This window comes from Streptomyces sp. NBC_01351 (assembly GCF_036237315.1).
In the GTDB taxonomy this organism is placed as follows: domain Bacteria; phylum Actinomycetota; class Actinomycetes; order Streptomycetales; family Streptomycetaceae; genus Streptomyces.
Map to the genome: position 1 here is coordinate 7,301,475 of NZ_CP108356.1, position 22,295 is coordinate 7,323,769.

Annotated in this window: 20 protein-coding genes; 8 read left to right on the plus strand and 12 right to left on the minus strand. The window is 72.7% G+C overall.

The features are described 5' to 3' along the window. Window positions 1–22: 22 nt before the first annotated feature. The 4 genes from OG625_RS33645 to OG625_RS33660 all read right to left on the minus strand — a co-directional run bounded on the left by OG625_RS33645 (window position 23) and on the right by OG625_RS33660 (window position 7,236). The gene (locus OG625_RS33645) at window positions 23–1,804 is read right to left on the minus strand and encodes an ABC transporter ATP-binding protein (protein ID WP_329388521.1); all 1,782 of its coding nucleotides are present in this window, start codon (window positions 1,802–1,804) and stop codon (window positions 23–25) included. After that, on the minus strand, window positions 1,801–3,639 hold the full coding sequence (locus OG625_RS33650; protein ID WP_329388523.1) for an ABC transporter ATP-binding protein: 1,839 nt from the start codon (window positions 3,637–3,639) through the stop codon (window positions 1,801–1,803). The genes OG625_RS33645 and OG625_RS33650 overlap by 4 nt, the downstream gene beginning before the upstream one ends. Before the next feature lie 160 nt (window positions 3,640–3,799). Beyond that, window positions 3,800–6,736, minus strand: a complete 2,937-nt coding sequence (locus OG625_RS33655) for an FAD-binding and (Fe-S)-binding domain-containing protein (RefSeq protein ID WP_329388526.1) — start codon at window positions 6,734–6,736, stop codon at window positions 3,800–3,802. 47 nt (window positions 6,737–6,783) lie between these two features. Further along, entirely contained in the window at window positions 6,784–7,236 is a 453-nt protein-coding gene (locus OG625_RS33660) for a MarR family winged helix-turn-helix transcriptional regulator (RefSeq protein WP_329388528.1), read from the minus strand. A 112-nt stretch (window positions 7,237–7,348) separates the two neighbouring features. Between OG625_RS33660 and OG625_RS33665 the strand changes: the two genes are divergently transcribed. The 3 genes from OG625_RS33665 to OG625_RS33675 all read left to right on the plus strand — a co-directional run bounded on the left by OG625_RS33665 (window position 7,349) and on the right by OG625_RS33675 (window position 11,099). Continuing rightward, on the plus strand, window positions 7,349–9,184 hold the full coding sequence (locus OG625_RS33665; RefSeq protein ID WP_329388530.1) for an ABC transporter ATP-binding protein: 1,836 nt from the start codon (window positions 7,349–7,351) through the stop codon (window positions 9,182–9,184). A gap of 64 nt (window positions 9,185–9,248) precedes the next feature. Then, complete coding sequence (mltG, locus tag OG625_RS33670) at window positions 9,249–10,094, plus strand: endolytic transglycosylase MltG (protein ID WP_329388532.1); 846 nt, start codon at window positions 9,249–9,251, stop codon at window positions 10,092–10,094. Between the two features lie 183 nt (window positions 10,095–10,277). Next, window positions 10,278–11,099 carry a hypothetical protein gene (locus tag OG625_RS33675; RefSeq protein ID WP_329388534.1) on the plus strand — a complete coding sequence of 274 codons (822 nt, stop codon included), beginning with the start codon at window positions 10,278–10,280 and terminating at the stop codon, window positions 11,097–11,099. On the opposite strand, the gene OG625_RS33680 is transcribed toward OG625_RS33675, so the two are convergent. Genes OG625_RS33680 through OG625_RS33700 form a run of 5 tightly spaced genes read right to left on the minus strand, consistent with a single transcriptional unit; the run spans window position 11,018 to window position 15,643 of the window. Further along, on the minus strand, window positions 11,018–12,196 hold the full coding sequence (locus OG625_RS33680) for an NAD(P)-binding domain-containing protein (RefSeq protein ID WP_443067824.1): 1,179 nt from the start codon (window positions 12,194–12,196) through the stop codon (window positions 11,018–11,020). The genes OG625_RS33675 and OG625_RS33680 overlap by 82 nt on opposite strands. 54 nt (window positions 12,197–12,250) lie before the next feature. Next, window positions 12,251–13,621: a cytochrome P450 gene (locus OG625_RS33685; protein WP_329388536.1), complete on the minus strand. Its 1,371-nt coding sequence runs from the start codon at window positions 13,619–13,621 to the stop codon at window positions 12,251–12,253. A 60-nt stretch (window positions 13,622–13,681) separates the two neighbouring features. Next, the gene (locus tag OG625_RS33690; RefSeq protein ID WP_329388538.1) at window positions 13,682–14,359 is read right to left on the minus strand and encodes an HAD family hydrolase; all 678 of its coding nucleotides are present in this window, start codon (window positions 14,357–14,359) and stop codon (window positions 13,682–13,684) included. Window positions 14,360–14,404: 45 nt separating this feature from the next. Further along, a complete protein-coding gene (locus OG625_RS33695; protein ID WP_329388540.1) occupies window positions 14,405–14,884 on the minus strand; it encodes an Lrp/AsnC family transcriptional regulator in 480 nt (159 codons plus the stop codon). A 36-nt stretch (window positions 14,885–14,920) separates the two neighbouring features. Continuing rightward, window positions 14,921–15,643, minus strand: a complete 723-nt coding sequence (locus OG625_RS33700; protein ID WP_329388542.1) for a YoaK family protein — start codon at window positions 15,641–15,643, stop codon at window positions 14,921–14,923. A gap of 69 nt (window positions 15,644–15,712) precedes the next feature. On the opposite strand from OG625_RS33700, the gene OG625_RS33705 reads away from it, so the two are divergent. Genes OG625_RS33705 through OG625_RS33715 form a run of 3 tightly spaced genes read left to right on the plus strand, consistent with a single transcriptional unit; the run spans window position 15,713 to window position 18,308 of the window. Next, window positions 15,713–16,306, plus strand: a complete 594-nt coding sequence (locus OG625_RS33705) for a histidine phosphatase family protein (protein WP_329388544.1) — start codon at window positions 15,713–15,715, stop codon at window positions 16,304–16,306. Window positions 16,307–16,355: 49 nt separating this feature from the next. Further along, entirely contained in the window at window positions 16,356–17,867 is a 1,512-nt protein-coding gene (locus OG625_RS33710) for an APC family permease (RefSeq protein WP_329388546.1), read from the plus strand. A gap of 12 nt (window positions 17,868–17,879) precedes the next feature. Further along, a complete protein-coding gene (locus OG625_RS33715; RefSeq protein ID WP_329388548.1) occupies window positions 17,880–18,308 on the plus strand; it encodes a universal stress protein in 429 nt (142 codons plus the stop codon). Window position 18,309: 1 nt separating this feature from the next. Here OG625_RS33715 and OG625_RS33720 read toward each other — a convergent pair whose 3' ends face one another. Beyond that, a complete protein-coding gene (locus OG625_RS33720; protein WP_329388550.1) occupies window positions 18,310–18,945 on the minus strand; it encodes a TetR/AcrR family transcriptional regulator in 636 nt (211 codons plus the stop codon). A 76-nt stretch (window positions 18,946–19,021) separates the two neighbouring features. Here OG625_RS33720 and OG625_RS33725 point away from each other — a divergent pair, with 76 nt between their 5' ends. Beyond that, the gene (locus OG625_RS33725; RefSeq protein ID WP_329388553.1) at window positions 19,022–19,714 is read left to right on the plus strand and encodes an NAD(P)-dependent oxidoreductase; all 693 of its coding nucleotides are present in this window, start codon (window positions 19,022–19,024) and stop codon (window positions 19,712–19,714) included. A gap of 5 nt (window positions 19,715–19,719) precedes the next feature. Continuing rightward, complete coding sequence (locus OG625_RS33730) at window positions 19,720–20,148, plus strand: pyridoxamine 5'-phosphate oxidase family protein (protein WP_443067825.1); 429 nt, start codon at window positions 19,720–19,722, stop codon at window positions 20,146–20,148. Here the strand turns inward: OG625_RS33730 and OG625_RS33735 are convergent. After that, window positions 20,123–20,983, minus strand: coding sequence for a DUF4436 family protein (locus OG625_RS33735; RefSeq protein ID WP_329388555.1), 861 nt, complete (start codon window positions 20,981–20,983; stop codon window positions 20,123–20,125). The genes OG625_RS33730 and OG625_RS33735 overlap by 26 nt on opposite strands. Window positions 20,984–21,009: 26 nt before the next feature. Further along, window positions 21,010–22,185: an agmatine deiminase family protein gene (locus OG625_RS33740; RefSeq protein ID WP_329388557.1), complete on the minus strand. Its 1,176-nt coding sequence runs from the start codon at window positions 22,183–22,185 to the stop codon at window positions 21,010–21,012. Window positions 22,186–22,295: the final 110 nt, after the last annotated feature.

A 22,295-nucleotide genomic window follows, 5' to 3' on the forward strand; every position in this document is an offset into this window, starting at 1 on the left:
GCAGCCCACCCGCGGAGCTTGATCATCCGTGCCAGGACCGCCACAGCGCCGCATAGGCCCCGTCGGCCGCGACCAACTCCTCGTGCGAGCCGAGTTCGCTGATCCGACCGCCCTCCACCACCGCGATCACGTCCGCGTCGTGCGCCGTGTGCAGCCGGTGGGCGATGGCGATGACCGTACGGCCCTCCAGCACCCGCGCCAGCGAGCGCTCCAAGTGCCGTGCCGCGCGCGGATCCAGCAGCGAGGTCGCCTCGTCCAGCACCAGTGTGTGCGGGTCCGCCAGCACCAGCCGGGCCAGCGCGATCTGCTGCGCCTGCGCCGGAGTCAGCGCCGTGCCGCCCGAGCCCACCTCGGTGTCCAGGCCGGCCTCCAGGGCCCGCGCCCAGCCGTCCGCGTCCACCGCGCCCAGCGCCTCCCACAACTCGGCGTCCCCGGCGCCCGTCCGTGCCAGGCGGAGGTTGTCCCGGAGCGAGCCGACGAAGACGTGGTGCTCCTGGTTGACCAGCGCCACGTGCTCGCGCACCCGCTCCGCCGTCATCCGCGCCAGTTGCGCCCCGCCGAGCGTGACCTCGCCGCTCCGGGGCGCGTAGATGCCGGCGAGCAGCCGGCCCAAGGTGGACTTGCCCGCGCCCGACGGGCCGACGAGCGCCATCCGGGTGCCCGGCGGCACGGCCATCGACACCTGGTGCAGGACGTCCACGCCCTCCCGGTAGCCGAAGTGGACGGCATCGGCGCGTACGTCCCGGCCTTCGGGCGACACCTTCGCGTCCCCCGCGTCCGGCTCGATCTCCCGCACGCCCACCAGGCGCGCCAACGAAACCTGCGCCACCTGCAGTTCGTCGTACCAGCGCAGGATCAGACCGATCGGGTCGACCATCATCTGCGCCAGCAGCGCGCCCGTGGTCAGCTGCCCCACCGTCATCCAGCCCTGCAGCACGCAGTAGCCGCCGATCATCAGCACCGACCCGAGGATCGTCATGAACGTGACGTTGACGACGGGGAACAGGACCGTCCGGAGGAACAGTGTGTACCGCTCCCACGCGACCCACTGCGAGATCCGCCGCTCCGACCGCGCGATCCGCTCCGGCCCGAGGCGGTGCGCCTCGACCGTGCGGCCCGCGTCCACCGTCTCCGTCAGTGCCGCCGCGACCGCCGCGTAGCCGGCCGACTCCGAGCGGTACGCCGAAGGGGCCCGCTTGAAGTACCAGCGGCAGCCGATCACCAGCACCGGCAGCGCCACCAGCGAGGCCAGCGCCAGCGGCGGCGCGGTCACCGCGAGCGCCCCGAAGAGCAGCGACACCCACACCACGCCGATGGCCAGCTGGGGCACGGCCTCCCGCATCGCGTTGGCCAGCCGGTCGATGTCGGTGGTGATCCGCGACAGCAGGTCACCGGTACCGGCCCGCTCCAGCACGCCCGGCGGCAGGCCCACCGACCGCACCAGGAAGTCCTCGCGCAGATCGGCCAGCATCTCCTCGCCGAGCATCGCCCCGCGCAGCCGGACCAGCCGGACGAAGAACGCCTGCACCACGAGAGCCAGCGCGAACAGCAGTGCCACGCGCCCCAGATGGAGCTCGCGCGCCCCCGTGGCGAGGTCGTCCACGACCCGGCCCAGCAGGTACGGGCCGACCATGGAGGCGATCACCGCGACCGCGTTGACGCCCACCAGCGCCAGGAAGGCACGCCGGTGGCGTCGGAACAGGCCGCGCACATAGCCCCGTACGGTCGCCGACGTGCCCACGGGCAGGGTCGCGGCCGTCTCGGGGGCAGCCGGGTCGTACTCCGGCGGCGCCACGCCGATCATGCGGATTCCTCGATCTCTGTGAGTCGTTCGTGCAGGTCCGTCAGCCGGAGCCCGGCGAGCTCCTGCTCCTCTTCCGTCTCGCGGGTGACGACCGCCCGGTAGAGCGGTTCGGAGCCCAGCAGTTCGCGGTGCGTGCCCACCGCCGCCACCGTGCCCCCGTCGATGAGGACCACCCGGTCGGCGCGGTCCAGCAGCAGCGGCGAGGACGCCAGCACCACCGTGGTCCGGCCGGCGCGCAGGGCCGCCACACCGTCGGCGATCCGTGCCTCGGTGTGCGAGTCGACCGCCGAGGTCGGCTCGTCGAGGACCAGCACCTCCGGGTCGGTGACCAGGGACCGGGCCAGCGCGAGCCGCTGGCGCTGCCCGCCGGACAGTGACCGGCCGCGCTCGGTGATCCGTGCGTCCATCGGGTCGTCGATGCCGTCCGGCGCCGACTGCAGCAGCGCGTCCAGGACGTCCGCGCACTGGGCGGCCGCGAGCGCGTCGCCGGAGTCCACCGCACCGGAAGCCGGTACGTCGAACAGCTCCCGCAGCGTCCCGGACAGCAGCACCGGATCCTTGTCCTGTACGAGCACCAGGCGGCGCGCGTCGTCCAGTGCGAGTTCGTCCAGCGCGACCCCGCCCAGCAGCACCGAGGGCCCCGGAGCGGTGTCGGCGGCCGTGTCCGTGGGATGGCCGCCGAGGCGGTCCGCGAGCCGGCCCGCCACGTCCGGGTCCCCGCACACCACGGCGGTGAACCGGCCCGTGGGGGCCAGCAGCCCGGTCTGCGGGTCGTACAGGTCCCCGCCCGGAGCCGGCGGCTCCGGCGCCTCGGCGCCCGGCGCGTGCCCGGCGGGGTCGTGCCGGGTCAGCGACAGCACCCTGGCGGCCCGCTTGGCGGAGGGACGCGAGAAGGAGTACGCCATGGCGATCTCCTCGAAGTGGCGAAGCGGGTACAGCATCGTCGCCACCGCGCTGAACGCGGCGACGAGTTCACCGACCGCGATCCGCCCGTCCAGGACGAGCGTGGCCCCGTACCAGACCACCGTGATCAGCAGCGCGCCCGGCAGCAGCACCTGGATCGCGGCGATCAGCGCCCACATCCGGGCACTGCGCACGGCGGCCTTGCGGACCTCCTGCGAGGCCTCGCGGTAGCGGCCGAGGAACAGCTCCTCACCGCCGATGCCACGCAGGACGCGCAGCCCCGCGACGGTGTCGGAGGCCAGCTCGGTCGCCTTGCCCGCCTTCTCCCGCTGGACGTCGGCGCGCTTGGTCGCGCGCGGCAGCAACGGGAGCGCGGCCAGGGCGATCAGCGGCACGCCGACCGCGACGACCACGCCCAGCTCGGGTGCGTAGAACACCAGGCCCACACAGACGAGGACGATCGAGAAGACGGCCGCGAGGAAGCGGGAGACCGCCTCGACGAACCAGCCGATCTTCTCCACGTCGCCGGTGGAGACCGCGACCACCTCGCCGGCCGCGACCCGCCGGGTCAGGGCGGAGCCGAGCTCGGCCGTCTTGCGCGCGAGCAGCTGCTGCACGCGCGCGGCGGCGGTGATCCAGTTGGTGACGGCCGTGCGGTGCAGCATGGCGTCGCCCAGCGAGATGGCGATGCCGATCAGCACGAGCAGTCCGCCGACGAGCAGCAGCCGGCCGGAGTCGCGCCGGACGACCGCGTCGACGCCCAGGCCCACCGCGTACGGCAGGCCGGCGATGCCCGTGAAGTGCAGCATTCCCCAGGCCAGGCTCTTGAACTGGCCGCCGAGCTGACCGCGCCCCAGCCACAGGAGGAAGCGGGGGCCTGAGCGAGCGTCGGGTACCCCGGGATCCGGATACGGAAGATCGCTGATCTGCATGACGCCCCATGACTGGTCGAGTGGTCCAAACCGTGCAAGGTTCGCCTTCCGGATCCGCGCCGGGCAATCGATTTTCCGTGGACAGTGGCCTTCCGCGAGCAGGTTTACGGACTTGGGTGATTGCGTAGAGCCTGGTCAGGAGGGTCGCGCACACCGGCGCTCACGGTCGGGTGGCGCGCTCCAGTTCGAGCAGGGCCGAGTAGTAGCCGCGGCCGGTCGCCCGGTCCATGCCCACCTCGCACATCCGGTTCGCCGACAGGTACGCGTCGAAGTCCCGGGCCGTCACCTCGGCCGCCTCGCGCGCCGTCGCCGAGGCCGTCAGCTCCGGATGCAGCATGCCGCGGTCGCCCGCGAAGGCGCAGCAGCCCGCGTCGTCGGGGACCACCACCTCGTCCGCGCACGCCTCGGCCACCGCCCGCAGTTGCGCCTCGTCGCCCAGGTGCCGCATCGAACAGGTGGGATGGAGCACCGCTGAGCCCACCGTGCGCCGGACCTCCAGGTGCGGCAGCAGCTCGTCCGCCGCCCACACGATCGAGTCGACGATCCGCAACTCGGCGTGCAGCGCCCGGTTGTCCTCTGTCAGGTAGGGGACCACCTCGTGCGCGATGCCGAGGGTGCAGGAGGAGGCGTCGACGACGAGCGGCAGCCGCCCCCCGGCCGTCCAGCCCCAGGCCGCGTCCACGATCCGGTTGGCCATCACCCGGTTGCCGGCCTCGTATCCCTTGGAGTGCCAGATGGTCGCGCAGCAGGTGCCGTTCACGTCGCGGGGGATCCACACCGGCTTCCCGGCCCGCTCGGAGACGGCCACCACCGCCTCCGGCAGGGAGGGGCCCGGCCGGCCCTCCGGTCCGCCGAAGATCCGGTTGACGCAGGCCGGGTAGTACACGGCGGCGGCGCCCACCCGCCGGGTCGGGGGAAGTTTCCGGGCGGCCGCCCCGGGGATCTGCGGCAGCCACTGCGGAACGAGGTCCGGGCGTACGGCCTTGCGCGCGGCGCCCGTCACCGCCGTGAGCAGCCCGTCCCCGAGCCGGTCCGTGATCGTGGCCGCGGCGGCCACGGCCAGCCGGGCGGCGGACTCGACGGCCGTGAACCGGCGTGCGACGAGCGCGGCCGCCGCCTCCTCGCGCGGGCTGTGCCGGCGGTGGCGGAAGTCCTTCATCAGGGCGCCCGTGTCGATGCCGACCGGGCAGGCGAGCCTGCAGGTGGAGTCGCCCGCACAGGTGTCCACCGCGTCGTAGCCGTAGGAGTCCAACAGCCCGTCGAGCACGGGGGAGCCGGGCTGCTGGCGGTTCATCTCGCGGCGCAGCACGATCCGTTGGCGGGGAGTGGTCGTGAGGTCCTCGCTGGGGCAGGTCGGTTCGCAGAACCCGCACTCGATGCACGGGTCGGCCACCGCCTCCACGCGCGGGATCGTCTTCAGCCCGCGAAGGTGGGCCCCCGGGTCGCGGTCGAGGAGGATGCGCGGTGCGAGCACCCCGTCCGGGTCGACGACCTGCTTGGTGCGCCACATCAGTTCGGTGGCGCGCGGGCCCCATTCCAGCTCCAGGAAGGGCGCCATGTTGCGGCCGGTGGAGTGCTCGGCCTTCAGGGAGCCGTCGAACCGCTCCACCGTGAGCCGGCAGAAGGCGTCCATGAAGGCCGCGTACCGCTCGACGTCGGCGGGCTCGGAGGCGTCGAAGGCGAGCAGGAAGTGCAGGTTGCCGTGGGCCGCGTGACCGGCGACGGCCGCGTCGAAGCCGTGCTCCGCCTGGAGTTCGAGCAGCGCCTCGCAGGCCTCGGCCAGCCGGGACGGCGGCACCGCGAAGTCCTCGGTGATCAGGGTGGTGCCGGAGGGGCGGGCCCCGCCCACGGCGGTGACGAAGGCCTTGCGGGCCTTCCAGTAGCCGTTGATGGTGTGCGCGTCCCGGGTGAAGGCGTTGGTGACCGAGGCCACCGGTGCCACCAGGTCGAGCCCGGCCAGGACCTCGGCCGCGCGCCGCTCGTGGGCGGCCCTGCCCTCCTCGTGCGGCGCCCGGAACTCCACGAGCAGGGCGGTGGTGTCCTTGGGCAGGCCGCCCCAGTCGGCGGGTACGCCCTCGACGCTGACCGAGGCGCGCAGGGTGTTGCCGTCCATCAGCTCGACGGCGATGGCGCCCGCCTCGTTGAAGAGCGGCACGGCTGCGGCCGCTGCGGGCAGGGAGGGGAAGAACAGCAGGGCGGAGCAGAGTGCGCGGTCGAGGGGGAGGGTGTCGAAGACGACCTCGGAGATGAATCCCAGGGTGCCCTCCGATCCGACCATGAGACCGCGCAGGATCTCCACGGGGGTGGTGCCGTCGAGGTAGGCGTCGAGGCGGTAGCCGGTGGTGTTCTTGATCTCGTACTTGGCGCGGATCCGGGCGACGAGTGCGGCGTCGGCCTCGATCTCCCTCTTGATCTCCATCAGCCCGTGGCACAGGGCCGGTTCGGCGCGCGCCAGCTCCTCGTCCGCGAGCGGGTCGGCCGTGTCCACGACGGTGCCGCCGGGCAGGACGAAGGTCAGGGAGGAGAGCGTGCGGTACGAGTTCCTCGTGGTGCCCGCGGTCATGCCGGACGCGTTGTTCGCGACGACCCCGCCGAGGGTGCAGGCGATCGCGCTGGCCGGGTCGGGGCCGAGGATCCGGCCGTGCCGGGCGAGGGCGGCATTGGCCCGCATGACGGTGGTGCCGGGCCGGATCCGGGCGCGCCGGCCCCCGTCGAGGACCTCGATCCCGGCCCAGTGGCGGCGTACGTCCACCAGGATGTCCTCGCCCTGGGCCTGGCCGTTGAGCGAGGTCCCGGCGGCGCGGAAGACCACCTCGCGCTGGCGGCCGTGGGCGTACGAGAGCACCGCAGAGACGTCGTCGATGTCCTCGGCGATCACCACGACCTGGGGGACGAAGCGGTAGGGGGAGGCGTCGGAGGCGTAGCGGACCAGGTCGGAGACCTTCCACAGGACCTTTTCGGCGCCCAGGAGTTCGGTCAGCTCGGTGCGCAGCGGTTCCGGAGTGCCGCCCGACCGGTGCTCGGGGACCCGGTCGGGGGCGGGGCCGCTGATGCTGCGCGGGCGCATGGCCCCCGGCTTCGGTTCCAGCAGCGGCATGTGCGACCCCTCGCCTCATCGCGGCCCGCGCGGGCGCGGCCGTCTGCTCAGCAGGTGCGCTCCGCCGGGGCGTCCGACAGCGCGTTCAGCAGACCGCCGAGCACCTCGCGCTGGTCGGCGGTCAATGGAGCCAGGATCTCCTCTGCCGCGTCGGTTCGCGCGTTGCGCAGACGGCGCAGCGTGGCGCGGCCGGTGTCGGTGAGCTCGATCCGGATGACACGGCGGTTCGCGAGGTCGGGCGCGCGGCGCACGCACTCGGCCGCCTCCAGGCCGTCGACCAGGGTGGTCACCGCGCGGGGGACCACTTCCAGGCGGGCCGCGAGGTCCGCCATCCGGGGCGGCTGCTCGCCCTCGTAGTGCGAGACGAGGCGCAGCAGCCGACTCTGAGCGGGAGTGATCCCGAGCGGCTCCATGTGGCGCTTCTGGATCCGGTGGAGCCTGCGCGTCAGGCGGAGGAGCTGTTCGGCGAGGAGGCGATCGGTGTCGGAGGCGGAGCTCATGCCGGGAACAATATCAGGACGCCGTTCATTGTGAGTATAGGTAACAATCACCTATGCTCCAATGGCCCCGGGTCCAAGAGGCCCCGGACTCCCGAACCCCGAGAGGGTGCCCATGCCGCACGACGAACCGAAGTGGACCCCATCGAACGATCCCCTCGACCCGACCCGTCCCGCCCCCGCGCAGCAGCCCCGCGAGCTGCGGCGCATCATGGGGCTCTTCCGGCCCTACCGGGGCCGGCTCGCCGTCGTCGGCCTGCTCGTCGGCGCCTCCTCGCTGGTCGGCGTCGCCTCGCCGTTCCTGCTCAAGGAGATCCTCGACGTCGCGATCCCGCAGGGTCGTACCGGGCTGCTCAGCCTGCTCGCCCTCGGCATGATCCTGATCGCCGTCGTCACCAGCGTCTTCGGCGTGCTCCAGACCCTGATCTCCACGACGGTCGGCCAGCGCGTGATGCACGACCTGCGCACCGCCGTCTACGCACAGCTGCAGCGGATGCCGCTGGCCTTCTTCACCCGGACGCGCACCGGCGAGGTGCAGTCCCGCATCGCCAATGACATCGGCGGCATGCAGGCCACCGTCACCTCCACCGCGACCTCGCTTGTCTCGAACCTCACGGCCGTCATCGCCACCGTCGTCGCCATGCTCGCCCTCGACTGGCGGCTCACCGTCGTCTCGCTGCTCCTGCTGCCCGTCTTCGTGTGGATCAGCCGCCGCGTCGGCCGCGAGCGCAAGAAGATCACCACGCAGCGCCAGCGGCAGATGGCCGCCATGGCCGCGACCGTCACCGAGTCGCTGTCAGTGAGCGGCATCCTGCTCGGCCGCACGATGGGCCGCTCCGAGTCCCTCACGGCCGCCTTCGCCGAGGAGTCCGAGAAGCTCGTCGGCCTCGAAGTGCGCTCCAGCATGGCCGGGCGGTGGCGGATGTCCACCATCGGCATCGTCATGGCCGCCATGCCCGCGCTCATCTACTGGGCCGCCGGCATAGCCCTCCAGACGGGCGCCCCCTCGCTCTCCGTCGGCACCCTGGTCGCCTTCGTCACCCTCCAGCAGGGCCTCTTCCGGCCCGCCGTGAGCCTGCTGTCGACCGGAGTTCAGATTCAGACCTCGCTCGCCCTCTTCGCCCGCATCTTCGAGTACCTCGACCTGCCGGTGGACATCACCGAACGTGAGGGTGCGCTGCGCATCGACCGGGCCAAGGGCGAGGTCACGCTGGAGGGCGTGGACTTCGAGTACGAAGCCAAGAGCGGGCCGACCCTCTCCGGCATCGACATCACGGTCCCGGCCGGCGGCTCCCTGGCCGTGGTCGGCCCCACCGGCTCCGGCAAGAGCACGCTCAGCTACCTCGTGCCCCGGCTCTACGACGTCACGGGCGGCCGGGTCGCCCTCGACGGGGTGGACGTGCGCGACCTCGACTTCGACTCGCTGGCCCGCTCCATCGGCGTGGTCTCGCAGGAGACCTACCTCTTCCACGCCTCGGTCGCGGACAACCTGCGCTTCGCCAAGCCGGACGCCACGGACGAGGAGATCGAGGAGGCGGCCCGCGCGGCCCAGATCCACGAGCACATCGAGTCCCTGCCCGACGGGTACGCGACCCTGGTCGGCGAGCGCGGCTACCGGTTCTCCGGCGGGGAGAAGCAGCGCCTCGCCATCGCGCGCACCATCCTGCGGGACCCGCCGGTGCTGATCCTCGACGAGGCGACCAGCGCCCTGGACACCCGCACCGAGCACGCCGTGCAGCAGGCCATCGACAACCTGTCCGCGGGCCGCACCACGATCACCATCGCGCACCGGCTCTCCACCGTCCGCGACGCCGACCAGATCGTGGTGCTGGACAAGGGGCGGATCGCGGAGCGCGGTACGCACGAGGAGCTGCTCAAGGCCGACGGCCGGTACGCCGCCCTGGTCCGCCGGGACCGGGACCTCACCCCTTTGGCTCCGGTCAACGTGTGATCGTATGACCGGCACACCGGGCTGGATGTCGTGAATGTCGCGCTCGCCGCGTTAGCGTTCCCGCATGCGTCATGAGTACCTGCCGCCACAGCACCGTTCCCGCCTCACCCGCCGGGGTCGGCTGGCGCTCTTCCTCACCGCACTGCTCGCGATCGGCGCGGTGGTCCTGATCCCGATGCTCCGGGGCGAACCGGCGCCGGAAACCCCGCGCCGGCTGCTGATCCCCGAGGGTTGGCGGGCCCCGCAGGTCTACGCGGCGGTGGACCGCGAACTCCGCCTTCCGGCGGGCTCCACCAAGGCGGCGGTGCCCACGGCCGGGCTGGTGCTGCCGGCGGAAGCCAAGGGCAATCCGGAGGGCTATCTGTTCCCCGCGACCTATCCGGTGACCTCAAAGACCACCCCGGCCGAGCTCCTCGCCCACATGGTGCGGACGGCGAACGAGAAGCTCGCCACCCGGGCCGTCGCGGACGGCGGCAAGGCCCACGGCATGACCCCGTACCAGACGGCCACGCTGGCCAGCATCATCGAGGCGGAGGCCGACAATCGCGCCGACATGGGCAAGGTCGCCCGGGTGGTGCACAACCGGCTGGCGAAGTCGATGCCGCTCCAGATGGACTCCACCATCAACTACGCGCTGAACCGCAGCACGGTGGACACCAAGCTCAGCGAGACCCGCATCGACAGCCCGTTCAACACGTACGAACGCCAGGGACTGCCGCCCACCCCGATCGACAGCCCCGGGCTGGCGGCCATGGCGGCCGCGGTCGCCCCGACGCCAGGCGAGTGGCTGTTCTTCGTCACCGTGAAGCCGGGGGACACCCGTTTCTCGGCGACCTACGACGAACACAAGAAGCACGTGGCGGAGTTCAACCGGCTGCGCGCGAACGCGGGCCCCGCAGCGAGGAAATGAGGGGCGGCGGGCACGGCGCCGAGCCTACGATCGGCGGTCTGCGGGCGCGTGGACCGAGGGGGCCGAGCCGTGAAGCGGTTGTGGAAGACGAAAGCGAAGCGGGACGCTCCGGACGCGCAGCCGTCCGACGCGCAACCACCGTACGGCCTGACGCCCGGCACCCGATCGCCGGTGGAGCGGGCCGTGCCGATCGAAGAGGCCGCCGCCGTGGCCGCCGAGCGTGAACGGCGCGAGCGCCTGGCCGCGCGGTGGGGCCGCGACAGGCCGGCCTGGCGGGAGTCGCTGGCCCGTTCGCCGATCGGAGTCGACCTGCTGCTGTGGTGGTTCGACGAGGCCGACCTCACCGACCTGGTCGGTGAGGACCGGTACCTGGAACGCCTGGGCGAGCTGCTGTCCACGGCCGCGCCGCGCGACATCGCGGCGCTCGGGCTCGGCTGCTCCCGCCGCGTGGACCGGGCCTGCAACGTGCCCGAGGTCTGCTCCCTGGATCCGCTCCCGGTGCCGGACGGGGCGGCCCCGCGCCACCGCGGCTGGGCACCCGGGGCCTGCAGCTCGTTCGTCGACTGCTACAGCCGGCACGAGGTCCGGGTGCGGTTCACGCCCGACGACCGCCACCGGGCGGCCCTCCTGCTGCGGGGCAGTCCGGCAGAGGCACGCCTGTGGGTGGACGGCCTCCCGGTGGCGGAGGGCGAGTGGCTGGACAACGGGGGCCACTGGCAGGAGGGGCGCTACTTCGTCATCCGGCTCGGCGGCCCCTCCGACCACCCCCGTCAGGGGCACCGTGAGATCGGCCAATGGCTGTACGACATCGTGTCCTTGCTGGTCTACGACGCCGAGCTGCGCCGGGCGCACGTCTTCGTCCCCGACGACTCCGAGCAGTGGAACGACCCCGTCGTCGACGTGCGCGGCGGCACGGGCTGCGTCTATGCGGACCAGGCCGCCCGCGACGCGGACACCCCGGCCCGGGAGTTCGCCGTCGAGCCGCCCCCGCCCGGGACGGGGTGAAGTCCGGAGCCCGCTCGGATCGCCGGCGCGCCCACCCGCTCCCTGTCCAGGAGGCGGCGGATCTCGCGGACCGCGGCCCCGCCCGCGCGGTTCGCGCCGATGGTCGATGCGGAAGGGCCGTAGCCCACGAGGTGGACGCGCTCGTCGCGGACGGCCCTGGTCCCCTCGACCCGGATGCCGCCGCCCGGCTCGCGCAGGCGCAGCGGTGCCAGGTGGTCGACGGCCGCGCGGAATCCGGTCGCCCACAGGATGACGTCCGCCTCCACCCGGCTCCCGTCCGCCCAGACGGCGCCCGAGGCGGTGATCCGCTCGAACATCGGGCGCCGCCCCAGCACCCCCGAGTCCAGACCGGCCCGGACGGCCTCGTTCAGCGGGAGTCCCGTCACGCTGACCACGCTCTGCGGCGGCAGACCCCGGCGTACCCGCTCGTCGACCAGGGCCACCGCCGCCCGGCCCTCGGCCTCGCCGAAGCTCCCGTCGCGGAAGACCGGGGGCCGCCGGGTCACCCAGGTGGTCTCCGCCGCCACCTCGGCGATCTCCAGCAGGTGCTGTACCGCGGAGGTGCCGCCGCCCACGACGATCACCCGCGCCCCGGCGAACTCCTGCGGACCCGGGTAGTTCGCGGTGTGGAGCTGGCGGCCGCCGAAGGTCTCCTGGCCGGCGTAGCGCGGCCAGAACGGCCGGTCCCAGGTCCCGGTGGCATTGATCAGGGCCCGGGCCGACCAGATGCCGTCCGAGGACTCCACCCGCAGCCGCCCGTCGCCTGCGTCCCGTACGGCCGACACGTCCACGGGACGCCGTACGCGCAGGTCGAAGCGGTCCTCGTATGCGGCAAAGTACTCCCCGATCACCTCCGACGAGGGCCGCCGCGCGTCCGCCCCCGTGAGCTCCATACCGGGCAGGGCGTGCATCCCGTGGACCTTGCCGTAGGTGAGGGAGGGCCAGCGGAACTGCCAGGCCCCGCCCGGGCGGGGCGCGTGGTCCAGGGCCACGTGCTCGATCCCCGTCCGGGCGAGGTGGTAGGCGCTGGACAGGCCCGCCTGCCCGGCGCCGATGACCACCACGTCCACGTCGAAGTCCCGCGAGATTTCGTTCACGGTTCTACTAACTCGTGGGGCTCGCGGGATCTTCCCGCGACCGTCGGGGCGACGTCAGGGCGCCACCAGGGTCGCCAGGACCTGCGACTTCGGCTGGAGGGTGAGCCCGGGGAACACCCCGGCCCGCTCGGTGCCGCTGTCCAGGTGGAACCGCTGCGCCAGTACGGCGAGTACGAGCGCCGCCTCCACCAGCGCGAACCGCGCCCCCAGGCAGGCCCGCGGGCCGCCGCCGAAGGGGAACCAGGCGTGCTCCGGGATGGTGTGCGGGGCGTCCGCGTCCCACCGCTCGGGCCGGAAGGCCTCCGGGTCGGGGAACCAGCGGGGATCCCGGTGCACCGACCAGGGGCTGGTCCACACCGAGGTCCCCGCGGGCACCGGCCGGCCGCCGATGCTCGCGCCCTCCGTGGCCACCGCCGAGATCAGCCAGATCGGCGGGTAGATCCGCAGGGCCTCCTTGACCACCTGCTGGGTCCACGGCAGCCGCGCGTAGTCGTCGTACGTGGGGAGCCGCCCGCCGAGTACCCGGTCCAGCTCCTCCCTCAGCCGGGTCCGCGCCCCGGGCGCCCCCGACAGCAGCTGCCAGGCCCAGGTCAGCGTGGTCGAGGTGGTTTCGTGTCCGCCGATGTACAGGGTGATCGACTCGTCGCGCAGCTCCTTGCGGGACAGCGGGCCGCCGTGCTCGTCGCGGGCGGCGAGCAGCCGGCTCAGCAGGTCGTCCCGCTCCGCGCCCTCCTTCGACGCCGCCTCGTGCTCGCGTATGACGTGCTCGATCTCCCGGTCGAGCACGGCCACCGCCTGCCGCATCCGGCGCCGGCCGGGCGTGAGCACCCAGGGCGGGAGGAACAGCGTCACCCCCCGGAACTCGGCCCCCAGCTCCCGCTGCGCCGTGGCCATGGCCGCGCTGATGGGTGCCTCCCGGCCGGCGGCGTCGCTGCCGAACAGGGTGCGCACCGCGATCCGTTGGGTGAGTCCGGCCATCTCCCGGTGCACGTCCACGAGGTCGCCCTCCTGCCAGGCCGTGGCCAGCGCGTCCGCGCACTCCACCATCGTGGCGGCGTACGAGCGCACCTGGCGGGGTCGTACGGCGGGCTGGACCAGGGCCCGCTTGCGGCGCCAGTCGTCCCCCCGGGCGACGACCACCCCGTCGCCGAGCAACTGGTGGAAGGCCCAGCCCAGTTCCATCGGCTCGAAGGTGGACTCCACGGCGCCGAGCAGTTCGCCGACGTGCTCGGGCCGGGAGACCAGCACGTTGCGCTGCGGGCCGAGCGCCCAGGGGACCCAGTCCCCGTGCTCGTCGCGCAGGGATTCGAAGAAGGCCAGCGGATCGCGGGCGAAGGCCGGGAGGTTCCCGAGCAGGGGCCAGCCGCGCGGCCCGCTGCCCCGCGGGCCGGGGGAGTGTGTGCCCGGAGGCTGGGTCGAGGTCACGCGGGCATGGTGGCAGCCACCCCGGCAGAGCACCAGAGTGCCTACCGGGACGCCCCGGGATCAGGCCGACCGCAGACCCGTCAGCCAGTCGTGCGCCGCGTCCGCGCTGAACTCGCCCTGCCCGCCGGGGAAGAGCAGACCGGCGTCCGCGAAGGCCGGGTCGTGCGCGGTCCGCGCCACGTACGGGATCGCCACGCAGTCCATGCCCGCGGCGTGGGCGGCCAGCGCCCCAGGCGCCGCGTCCTCGACCACCACGCAGTCGGCGGGCGCCGCGCCCAGCCGCCGGGCCGCCTCCAGGAACACGTCCGGGGCGGGCTTGCCGTGGGCGACCTCCTCGGCGGAGACCACCGTGGTCAGCAGCACGTCCAGCCCGGTGCCCGCCAGCACGGCGTCGATCGCCTCGCGCGAGGAACCGGAGGCCACCGCCATCGGCACGCCCTCGGAGTGCAGCCGCTCCACGAACTTGCGCATCTCGGGGAAGGTCTCGGTCTCCGCGCGGGCCAGCTCCAGGTAGGCGGCGTTCTGTTCGGCGAGCAGCTGCTCGACCGGCGCCTCGATCCCGTGGCGGTCCCTGAGGATCTCCAGCGTCTCCAGGGTTCCGATGCCGATGAAGCGGGAGTGCTCCTCCCACGTGAAATCGGGGACCCCGTGCCGCGCCAGGGTGCGGCGCCCTGACTCGTAGTAGTTCGGCTCGCTGTCCACGAGGGTGCCGTCGAGATCGAATATGACGGAAAGCATCCGCTCTGCCCGTCCTGCCGGTCGTGTCCTGTCTCGACCATCCTGTCAGGTTTTGCGAGCTGCCCGTCCCACCGACTCCACCAGCGGCAGCAGCCGGTGCGGGACCCGTTCGCGCAGGGCCACCTCGGTGCGCGTGCGGACCACGCCGGGCAGCCGGATCAGCCGCTGGATCACGTCCTCCAGATGCGCGTTGTCCCGGGCCGCCACCCGGGTCAGCAGGTCCCCGCCGCCGGTGATCGAAAAGGCCTCGATGATCTCGGGCACGGCCGCGAGCGCGTCACCGACGTCGTCCAGGTGCCCCTGCGTGACCTCGATGTGCACGAAGGCCAGCACCGGATGCCCGAGCGCGGCGGGGGACAGCACCGGCCCCGTCCCCGTGATCACCCCGGTGCGCTCCAGCCGGTCCAGCCGGGCCTGGAGGGTGCCGCGTGCGACTCCGAGGATCCGGGCGTACTCACGGACGCTGGTGCGCGGCTGCTCGATCAGCAGGCGCAGGATTCGGGTGTCGAGCTCGTCCACCGACATGCCGCGACTGTACCAATGGCACACCAAAGGCCCGGTTCAGCCGGATCCCTTGCCGCGACTCACCTGCCCCGATTGCAACCTGGGCTGCCCCAGCTCGGCCGCGGCCGACACCAGCACCAGCGCCGCGATCGGCAGCAGCAGCCAGCCCACGGTCCATCCGGCCCGCACCAGCAGCGCCCCGGCGAAACCGCCCGCGAACATCGCCAGCACGGACATGCCGCGCAGCTCCCAGGCGACGGTCCCGTATCCGAAGGCGCTGCCCTGACCCATCGCGGAGCCCCCGAAGAAGGCGGTCATGGACCGGGTGACCAGGGTCGTCGGCACCCCTGGCACGTTCGCCCGCATGATCGTGAGCGTGCGGATCCCCATCGCGAACGCCAGGACGGCCGTCACGATCAGGTGCCGGGCCGTCGGAGCTCCGTAGCGCGGCTCCAGGCCCCAGCCGATGCCCGCGGCGGCCAGGATCAGCGCGGCCTCGACGGCGAGCCCGATGATGAACCAGCGCCGCGCCCGCACCTCCGCGAGCGACTCCATCCACGCTCCACAGAGCACACCGAGGACGAAGGCCGCCAGGGAGACCGCGGAGGGCAGGGCCGGCAGACTGCCCGCCTGAGCTGCCCCGAAGGCCAGGAACAGCACGTTGCCGGTCTGCATCGCCGTGAACACCGGCCCGAGCGCGAGCAGGCTCACCGCCTCCACCAGGCCGGTCACCAGCGTCAACACGATCATCAGCGCGCGCAGCCGCGGCCCAACGTCCATGACGCCCGACAGTGACACGCCCGCCCGGCCCGACCGCGCCGACATGCCGGAAGACATAGGGTCCCGAGAATGAGCGACCTGTTGCTGGTGAGGCACGGAGAGACGGCCTGGAGCGCCAACGGCCGGCACACCGGACTCACCGACGTTCCGCTGACCGCGCACGGCGTCGAGGAGGCCATCTCACTGGCCCCCTTCTTCCGGGACCGCCACCCCGCCCTGGTACTGACCAGCCCGCTGCGCCGGGCCGTGGCCACGGCCGAACTCGCCGGCCTCACGGGAGGCGTCCCCTTTCCCGACCTCCACGAGTGGGACTACGGCGGCTACGAGGGCGTCACCACCGCCGAGATCCAGCGGACCACCCCCGACTGGTCCCTGTGGACCCACGGCGTCCCGCCCGGCGACGCCCACCACCCCGGGGAGGACGCCACCCAGGTGGGCGCCCGCGCGGACCGCGTCCTGGCCCGCGTCGCCCCCGTGCTCCGCGCGGACGACGGCAACGTGGTCGTCGTCGCCCACGGGCACTTCCTCCGCGTCCTCACCGCCCGCTACCTGGGCCTGGACCCCGCCGACGGGCGGCTGTTCCTGCTGCGCACCGGCACCGTCAGCACGCTCTCCACGGAACACGGCCTCCCGGTGATCGCGGGCTGGAACACCCGCCCCTGACGGGTGGCGCCGCCTCGCGCGCCGTCGCCGGGTGCGTGACCATGCGTACATGGTCCACGACGGTGAGAGCGCTGGCGGAGCGGGGAACGGCAATTCCGACCCAGGACTCAAGGCGAACGCGATCGGCTTCCTCGACGCCCTGGTCATCGGCCTGAACTCCACCTCGCCCGCGTACTCCCTCGCCGCCGTCCTCGGGCCGATCGTCGCCCTGGCCGGGATCTACGCGCCGGGCGTGATGCTGGCCTCCTTCGTACCGATGCTGCTGATCGCAGCCGCCTTCTACTACCTCAACAAGGTCGACCAGGACTGCGGTACGACCTTCTCGTGGGTCACGCGCGCCATGGGCCCCTGGGCGGGCTGGCTCGGCGGCTGGGCCATCGCGATGACCGGAGTGCTCGTCATCGGCTCCCTGGCCGACGTCGCCGTCCAATTCGGACTGCTCGCCGTCGGCCTGGACAGCTGGGCCGCCAACGACGCCATCCGGCAGGGCCTGGCCGTCGCCGTGATCCTGCTGATGACCCTCATCTGCGTCATCGGCACCGAACTCTCCGCCCACCTCCAGGACGTCCTCATCCTGGCCCAGGTGTTCTTCCTCCTCGTCTTCGCGGTCGTGGCCATCTACCGCGTCTACGCCGGCACCAGCACCCTCGACTCGATCGAACCGTCCATCGGCTGGCTCAACCCCTTCGGCGCGGGCGGCGCCGCCCTCACCGGCGGCCTGCTGCTCGGCGTGTTCATCTACTGGGGCTGGGAGTCGGCGGTCAACCTCACCGAGGAGGTCGAGAACTCCGCGACCGCGCCCGGCAAGGCCGGCATCTGGTCGACCGTCGTCCTCCTCGTGACCTACCTGTCCGTGGGCTTCGCCGTCGTCGCCTACGCCGGCACCACCTTCCTCGCCGAGAACGCGGACGAGGAGGAGGCCGTGTTCGCCGTACTCGCGAACGAGGTCATGGGCGGCTGGGACTGGGTGGTGCTCGCCGCCGTCTCCACCTCCGCGCTCGCCTCCACCCAGACCACGATCATCCCCGCCTCCCGCACCGCCCTGTCCATGGCCCGCCGGCACGCGCTGCCGCCCCACCTCGCGCACATCCACCCGCGCTTCCGGACCCCGGACGTCAGCACCTGGTGGGTGGCCGCCATCGCCATCGGCTGGTACCTCGTGGTCAACCAGATCAGCGAGAACGCCCTCCTGGACTCGCTGACCGCGCTCTCCCTGCTCATCGCCTTCTACTACGCGCTCACCGGCCTGGCCTGCGCCATCTACTACCGCCGCCACCTGCTGGAGACCCCGCGGAACTTCCTGCTCATCGGCGCGGGCCCGGTGATCGGCGCCGGGCTGCTGATCTGGCTGCTCGTCGAGTCGGTCCAGGACATGTCGAACCCCGAGAACTCCGCCAGCGGGGTCTCCTGGTTCGGGCTCGGCCCGCCGCTCGTCATCGGGATCGGCATCGCCGTCGTCGGCGTGCTCGTCATGTGCTACTGGCGGCTGCACGACGGCAGGTTCTGGCGCGAGCGACGGGGCGTGGCCGACCCGGACCTCGTCCACGGCCGCAAGAACTGAGAGGGAAGCCCTATGTCCGTGGTCCTGGGGTACGACGAATCGCCCGGCGCGGAGCGGGCCCTGCACGTGGCGCTGGAGGTGGCCACCGCCTTCGGTGAGCCCCTCGTCCTCGTCTACGGCGCGGCCGCCCCGGGCGCGACGGGCGAGGAGTACCGCGCCCACCGGGAGGCCGTCCGCCAGGCGGGCCGCAGCGCCCTCGCGCGCGCCGTCGACGCCGCCGACGAGGCCGGAGTGCCCTCCACGGTCGAGGTGGTCGACGAGAAACCGGCCCAGGCCCTGCTCGACGCCGCCGAGCGCCACCACGCGCGGGTCATCATCGTCGGCAGCTGGGGCGACAGCCCTCTCCGGGGCGCCCTCCTCGGCTCCACCCCGCACAAGCTCCTGCACCTGTCACCCGTACCGGTCCTGTGCGTACCGACGGACAGGGACCCGGAACCCTGACCTACCGGCCCGGCGAGCCCCGCCGGCGCGCTCCGGCCGACGGTGCGGTGCGCGTCCTCGGGGCCAGGGCCGCGCGGAGGGCCGGGGCCAGAACGCGGCGGGTCTCGGCCGGGGTGAGGGCGGCCGGGGTGGGGAGGGGGTTGAGGTAGCGGGTGTAGATGAGACCGCCGAGGATCGTCACCACGGCCGTGGCGCGGGCGGTCGCGTCCCGGCCCCCGAGGAATTCAACGAGCCGGGCCAGGAGCTCGCGTTCCAGGTATTCGCGCAGCACCTGTGCGGCCTCGTCGCCCTGGGTGCTGAGCCGCCGGAAGTCGGCGTCCTCCCACAGGTCCGTCACCGCGTCGATCAGCCGGTCGGGGAGGCCGGCCGGGTCACCTCCGAGCACCTCGTCCACCGCCAGCGCATTGGCGCACTGGACCTGCATCACGTCCGCGAACAGGCCCTTCTTCGAGCCGAAGTGGTACGCGATCAACGCCGCATCGACCCCGGCGGCCCCGGCCACCGCGCGCAATGTGGTGCCCCGGTAGCCGCGTTCCAGGAACAGCGCACGGGCCGCCGAGGCGATCGACTCGCGGGTCGGAGGGTTCCCGGGGGGCCGGCCTCGGGTGCGGCCGGGGGCAGGGGCTGCGTTATTCATCGTCGTTGAGCCTGAGTGGCGTGATCGGCACAGTCAAGGGCGTTCCGGCAGTCACACGAAGGGATCACCCGACACCATGCGCATCGCCATCTTCGGCGCCAACGGACCGACCGGCCGCCACCTCACCGACCAAGCCCTCGCGGCCGGCCACGAGGTCGTCGCCGTGACCCGCCGCCCCGGCTCCCTGCCCGAACGGCCCGGCCTCACCGTCGCCGTGGCCGACGCCACCGACCCGGAGGCCGTCGACGCCGCGGTCCGGGGGACGGACGCCGTCCTCTCGGCGCTGGGGGCGCGCTTCAGCAAGGAGACCGTCACCACGTACTCCGCCGGCGCCACCGTCATCACTGGGGCGATGGGCCGCCACGGGGTCGAGCGGCTGCTCGTCGTCAGCTCCAGCATCGCCGACCCCGACTGGCGCCCCACCGGCGCGCACTTCTTCAACCACGTGCTCGACCCGCTCGTGAACCGTCGCCTCGGACGCACCCTCCACGAGGACATGCGCCGCATGGAGGCCGTGATCCGCCGGACGGACCTCGACTGGACGCTCGTCCGCCCCTCGGGCCTCTTCGAGCACCCCGTCGTCACCGGCTACCGCACCGCCGAGACCAGCGCGGACGGCGTCTTCACCGCCCGCGCCGACCTCGCGGCGAGCATGCTGCGCGAGCTGGACGAGCGGCGGTACGTCCGTACGGCCATGGGCGTCATCACCACGGCCGTGAAGCCGAACATCGCCAAACTGATCTGGAACGAGGGAGTGAAGAAGAAGTGAGCCGGGTGACCGACGAACTCGCCTCCACCACACGAACGTTCCTGACACGCCCCCACGCGGGCACCTTCACCACCCTGCGCCCCGACGGCACTCCGCACGTAGCCCCCGTCCGCTTCACCTACGACGCGGCCACCGGCCTGGCCCGGGTGACCACCCGGGCGGGAGCCCGCAAGGCCCGGAACGTGGCGGCCGCCGGCCCGGCGGCCCGGGTCGCGCTCTGCCAGGCGGACGGCTTCCGCTGGGTCACCCTCGAAGGGACGGCCGCCGTCACCGACGATCCCGCCCGCCTGGCCGAGGCGGTACGCCGCTACACCGCCCGCTACCGCGAGTCCCCGCCCGCCCCGCGGGACCTGGTCGTCGTCGAGATCGCGGTGGACCGCGTCCTGGGCCTCAACGTCTGGGGCGGGGTCAATCAGGGCGCGTTTCGGCCCTGATGCCCATCGCGACCGCGGTGATGACGCAGAAGGCGATGACGGTCTCCGCCCAGAGGAAGGCGATGTAGTCGAGGAGGCAGCCGATGGGTGGTGTTCCGGGGGCCGTGTTGCGGAAGGCGGCCAACGCGAAGAGCGTGGCGGCCATCCATCCCAGGGCGGGCCAGACCAGGCCCTTGCGCCGGGTGACCAGGAACCAGGTTCCGATCAGTACGGAGACGGCGAGCGCCCACATCGCCACCATCATGAAGACGGCGAAGATGAGCACGCTGTTGGAACGGCCCAGGCCGACGTCGAAGACGGCCGCCCCGTCGATCTCCGAAGCGTCCACGGACGCGGAGAAGAGCACGTCGTTGTTGGACAGCCGCATCCGGACGGGGACCTCCCGTCCCCCCTGCGTGGCGCCGAACTCGATCGCGGCGTCGTACGCGTCGAACGGGTAGTCCGTGATCGAACCGCCCGTCAACGTGACGGGTACGTCCACGGTCGCGATCCGGCTGTGGGCCTTGAAGGCCAGGTCACCCCGGATGGACGGCGACGTCTGGAGGGTGAGGTCTTCGACGGGGGAGACGCCGCCGGCCTCGGCGAGCCGCCCGCGAGGGGTGACCAGGACGCGCAGGACCAACTCCCGGCCGGCGGCGTCGACACGCTGGATCGACGCGTCGACGTCCACGCGGTCGGGAGCGGAACCGCCCACCGAATACCGGGTGTCCAGGGCCTGCCGTTCCCCCAACTGGAGCCACGCCCCCACCGTCACGGCCACCACCACGGCGAGGAGGACCAGGCCGGGTGCGAGCAGCCTGCTACGGGTCGGCGGGTGCCGTCGTGTCGTGGACACAGTCGCTCCGAGGGTGGGTTCCGCCGTTAGGCGGCGGGCTTGCCGGGCTGGTCATGGGTGGCGCAGTGGATCCCGCCGCCGCCCGCGGCGATCGTGTCGATCTTGATGGGCACGATGTCGCGCTTGGGGAAGTGCTCCTGAAGGATTCCGCGCGCACGGTCGTCGGCCTTGGCGTCACCGAAGCGGGGCATGAACACCGAGTCGTTGGCGACGTAGAAGTTGGCGTACGTCGACAGGAAGTCGTCGCCGCGGCCCGTGATCCTGTCCGGGTCGGGCTGCTGCAGGTCGATGATCTCCAGGCGCCGCCCCCGCGCGTCGGTCGCTTTGTCGAGGACGGATTTCGCCTGGTCGGCCGAGCGGGACCAGGAATCGGCGGGCATCCCGGGGAACGCCCGGTCCAGGAGGACCACACCGGGCGCCGTGAACCGCACGAGGCTGTCGACGTGCGCGTCGGTGATGTCCTCGCCGCGCACGCCGGCGAGCCAGATCACCTTCTCGACGCCCAGGTTCTGCTTGAGCTCGGCTTCGATCTGGTCCCGGCTCTTGCCGCGGTTGCGGTTGTCGTTGACGATCGAGCTCTCCGTGATCAGGAGGGTGCCCTCGCCGTCCGTCTCGAAGGAACCCCCCTCGGCCACCAGCGGAGCCTGGACCCGCGGGATCTTGTACTTCTCCAGGAGGGCACGGCCGACCAGGGCGTCGTTCTTGTGCTCCTGCTTGTTCCCCCAGCCGTTGAAGTTGAAGTCGACACCGATCACCTTCCCGGCCTCTTCCACGAACACCGGCACGGTGTCCCGCGCCCACAGGTCGTCGACCTGTAGGGGGATGACCTCGACCTGGGAGCCGCACGCCTTCTGGGCCGCGGCCTGCTGGTCGGGCCTGGCCATCATGACGACGTACTCGTACTCCGCGATCGCCCGTGCCACCCGGGCGATGTCCTCCCGTACGTACGGCAGGTCTTCCTCCCAGACGCCGGCCGCCAGGGCGGGCCAGGACATGAAGGTGCGCGTGTGGCTCTCCCACTCGGCGCCCAGCCTCCGGGCGCCGGCCGGCTTGGGGGACTGGCCGGTGGGGGTGGCGCTGGGGGAGGCGCCGGGCTGCCCGGACTCACCGGGACCGCAGGCCGAGGAGCCGAGGGCGAGCATGCCGAAGCCGGCGAAGAACGCGCGGAGCGTCGTACGGCGGGAGGGGGGAAGTTCGGACACGGTGGACTCCGATCGTGAACTGGCGGGATGAAGCTATCCGGCGGCGAGGGGCATCCCGGGGACGCGTGGCACAGGGATCGCAGCCTGGGCCTGGTTGGAGCACAGGGCAT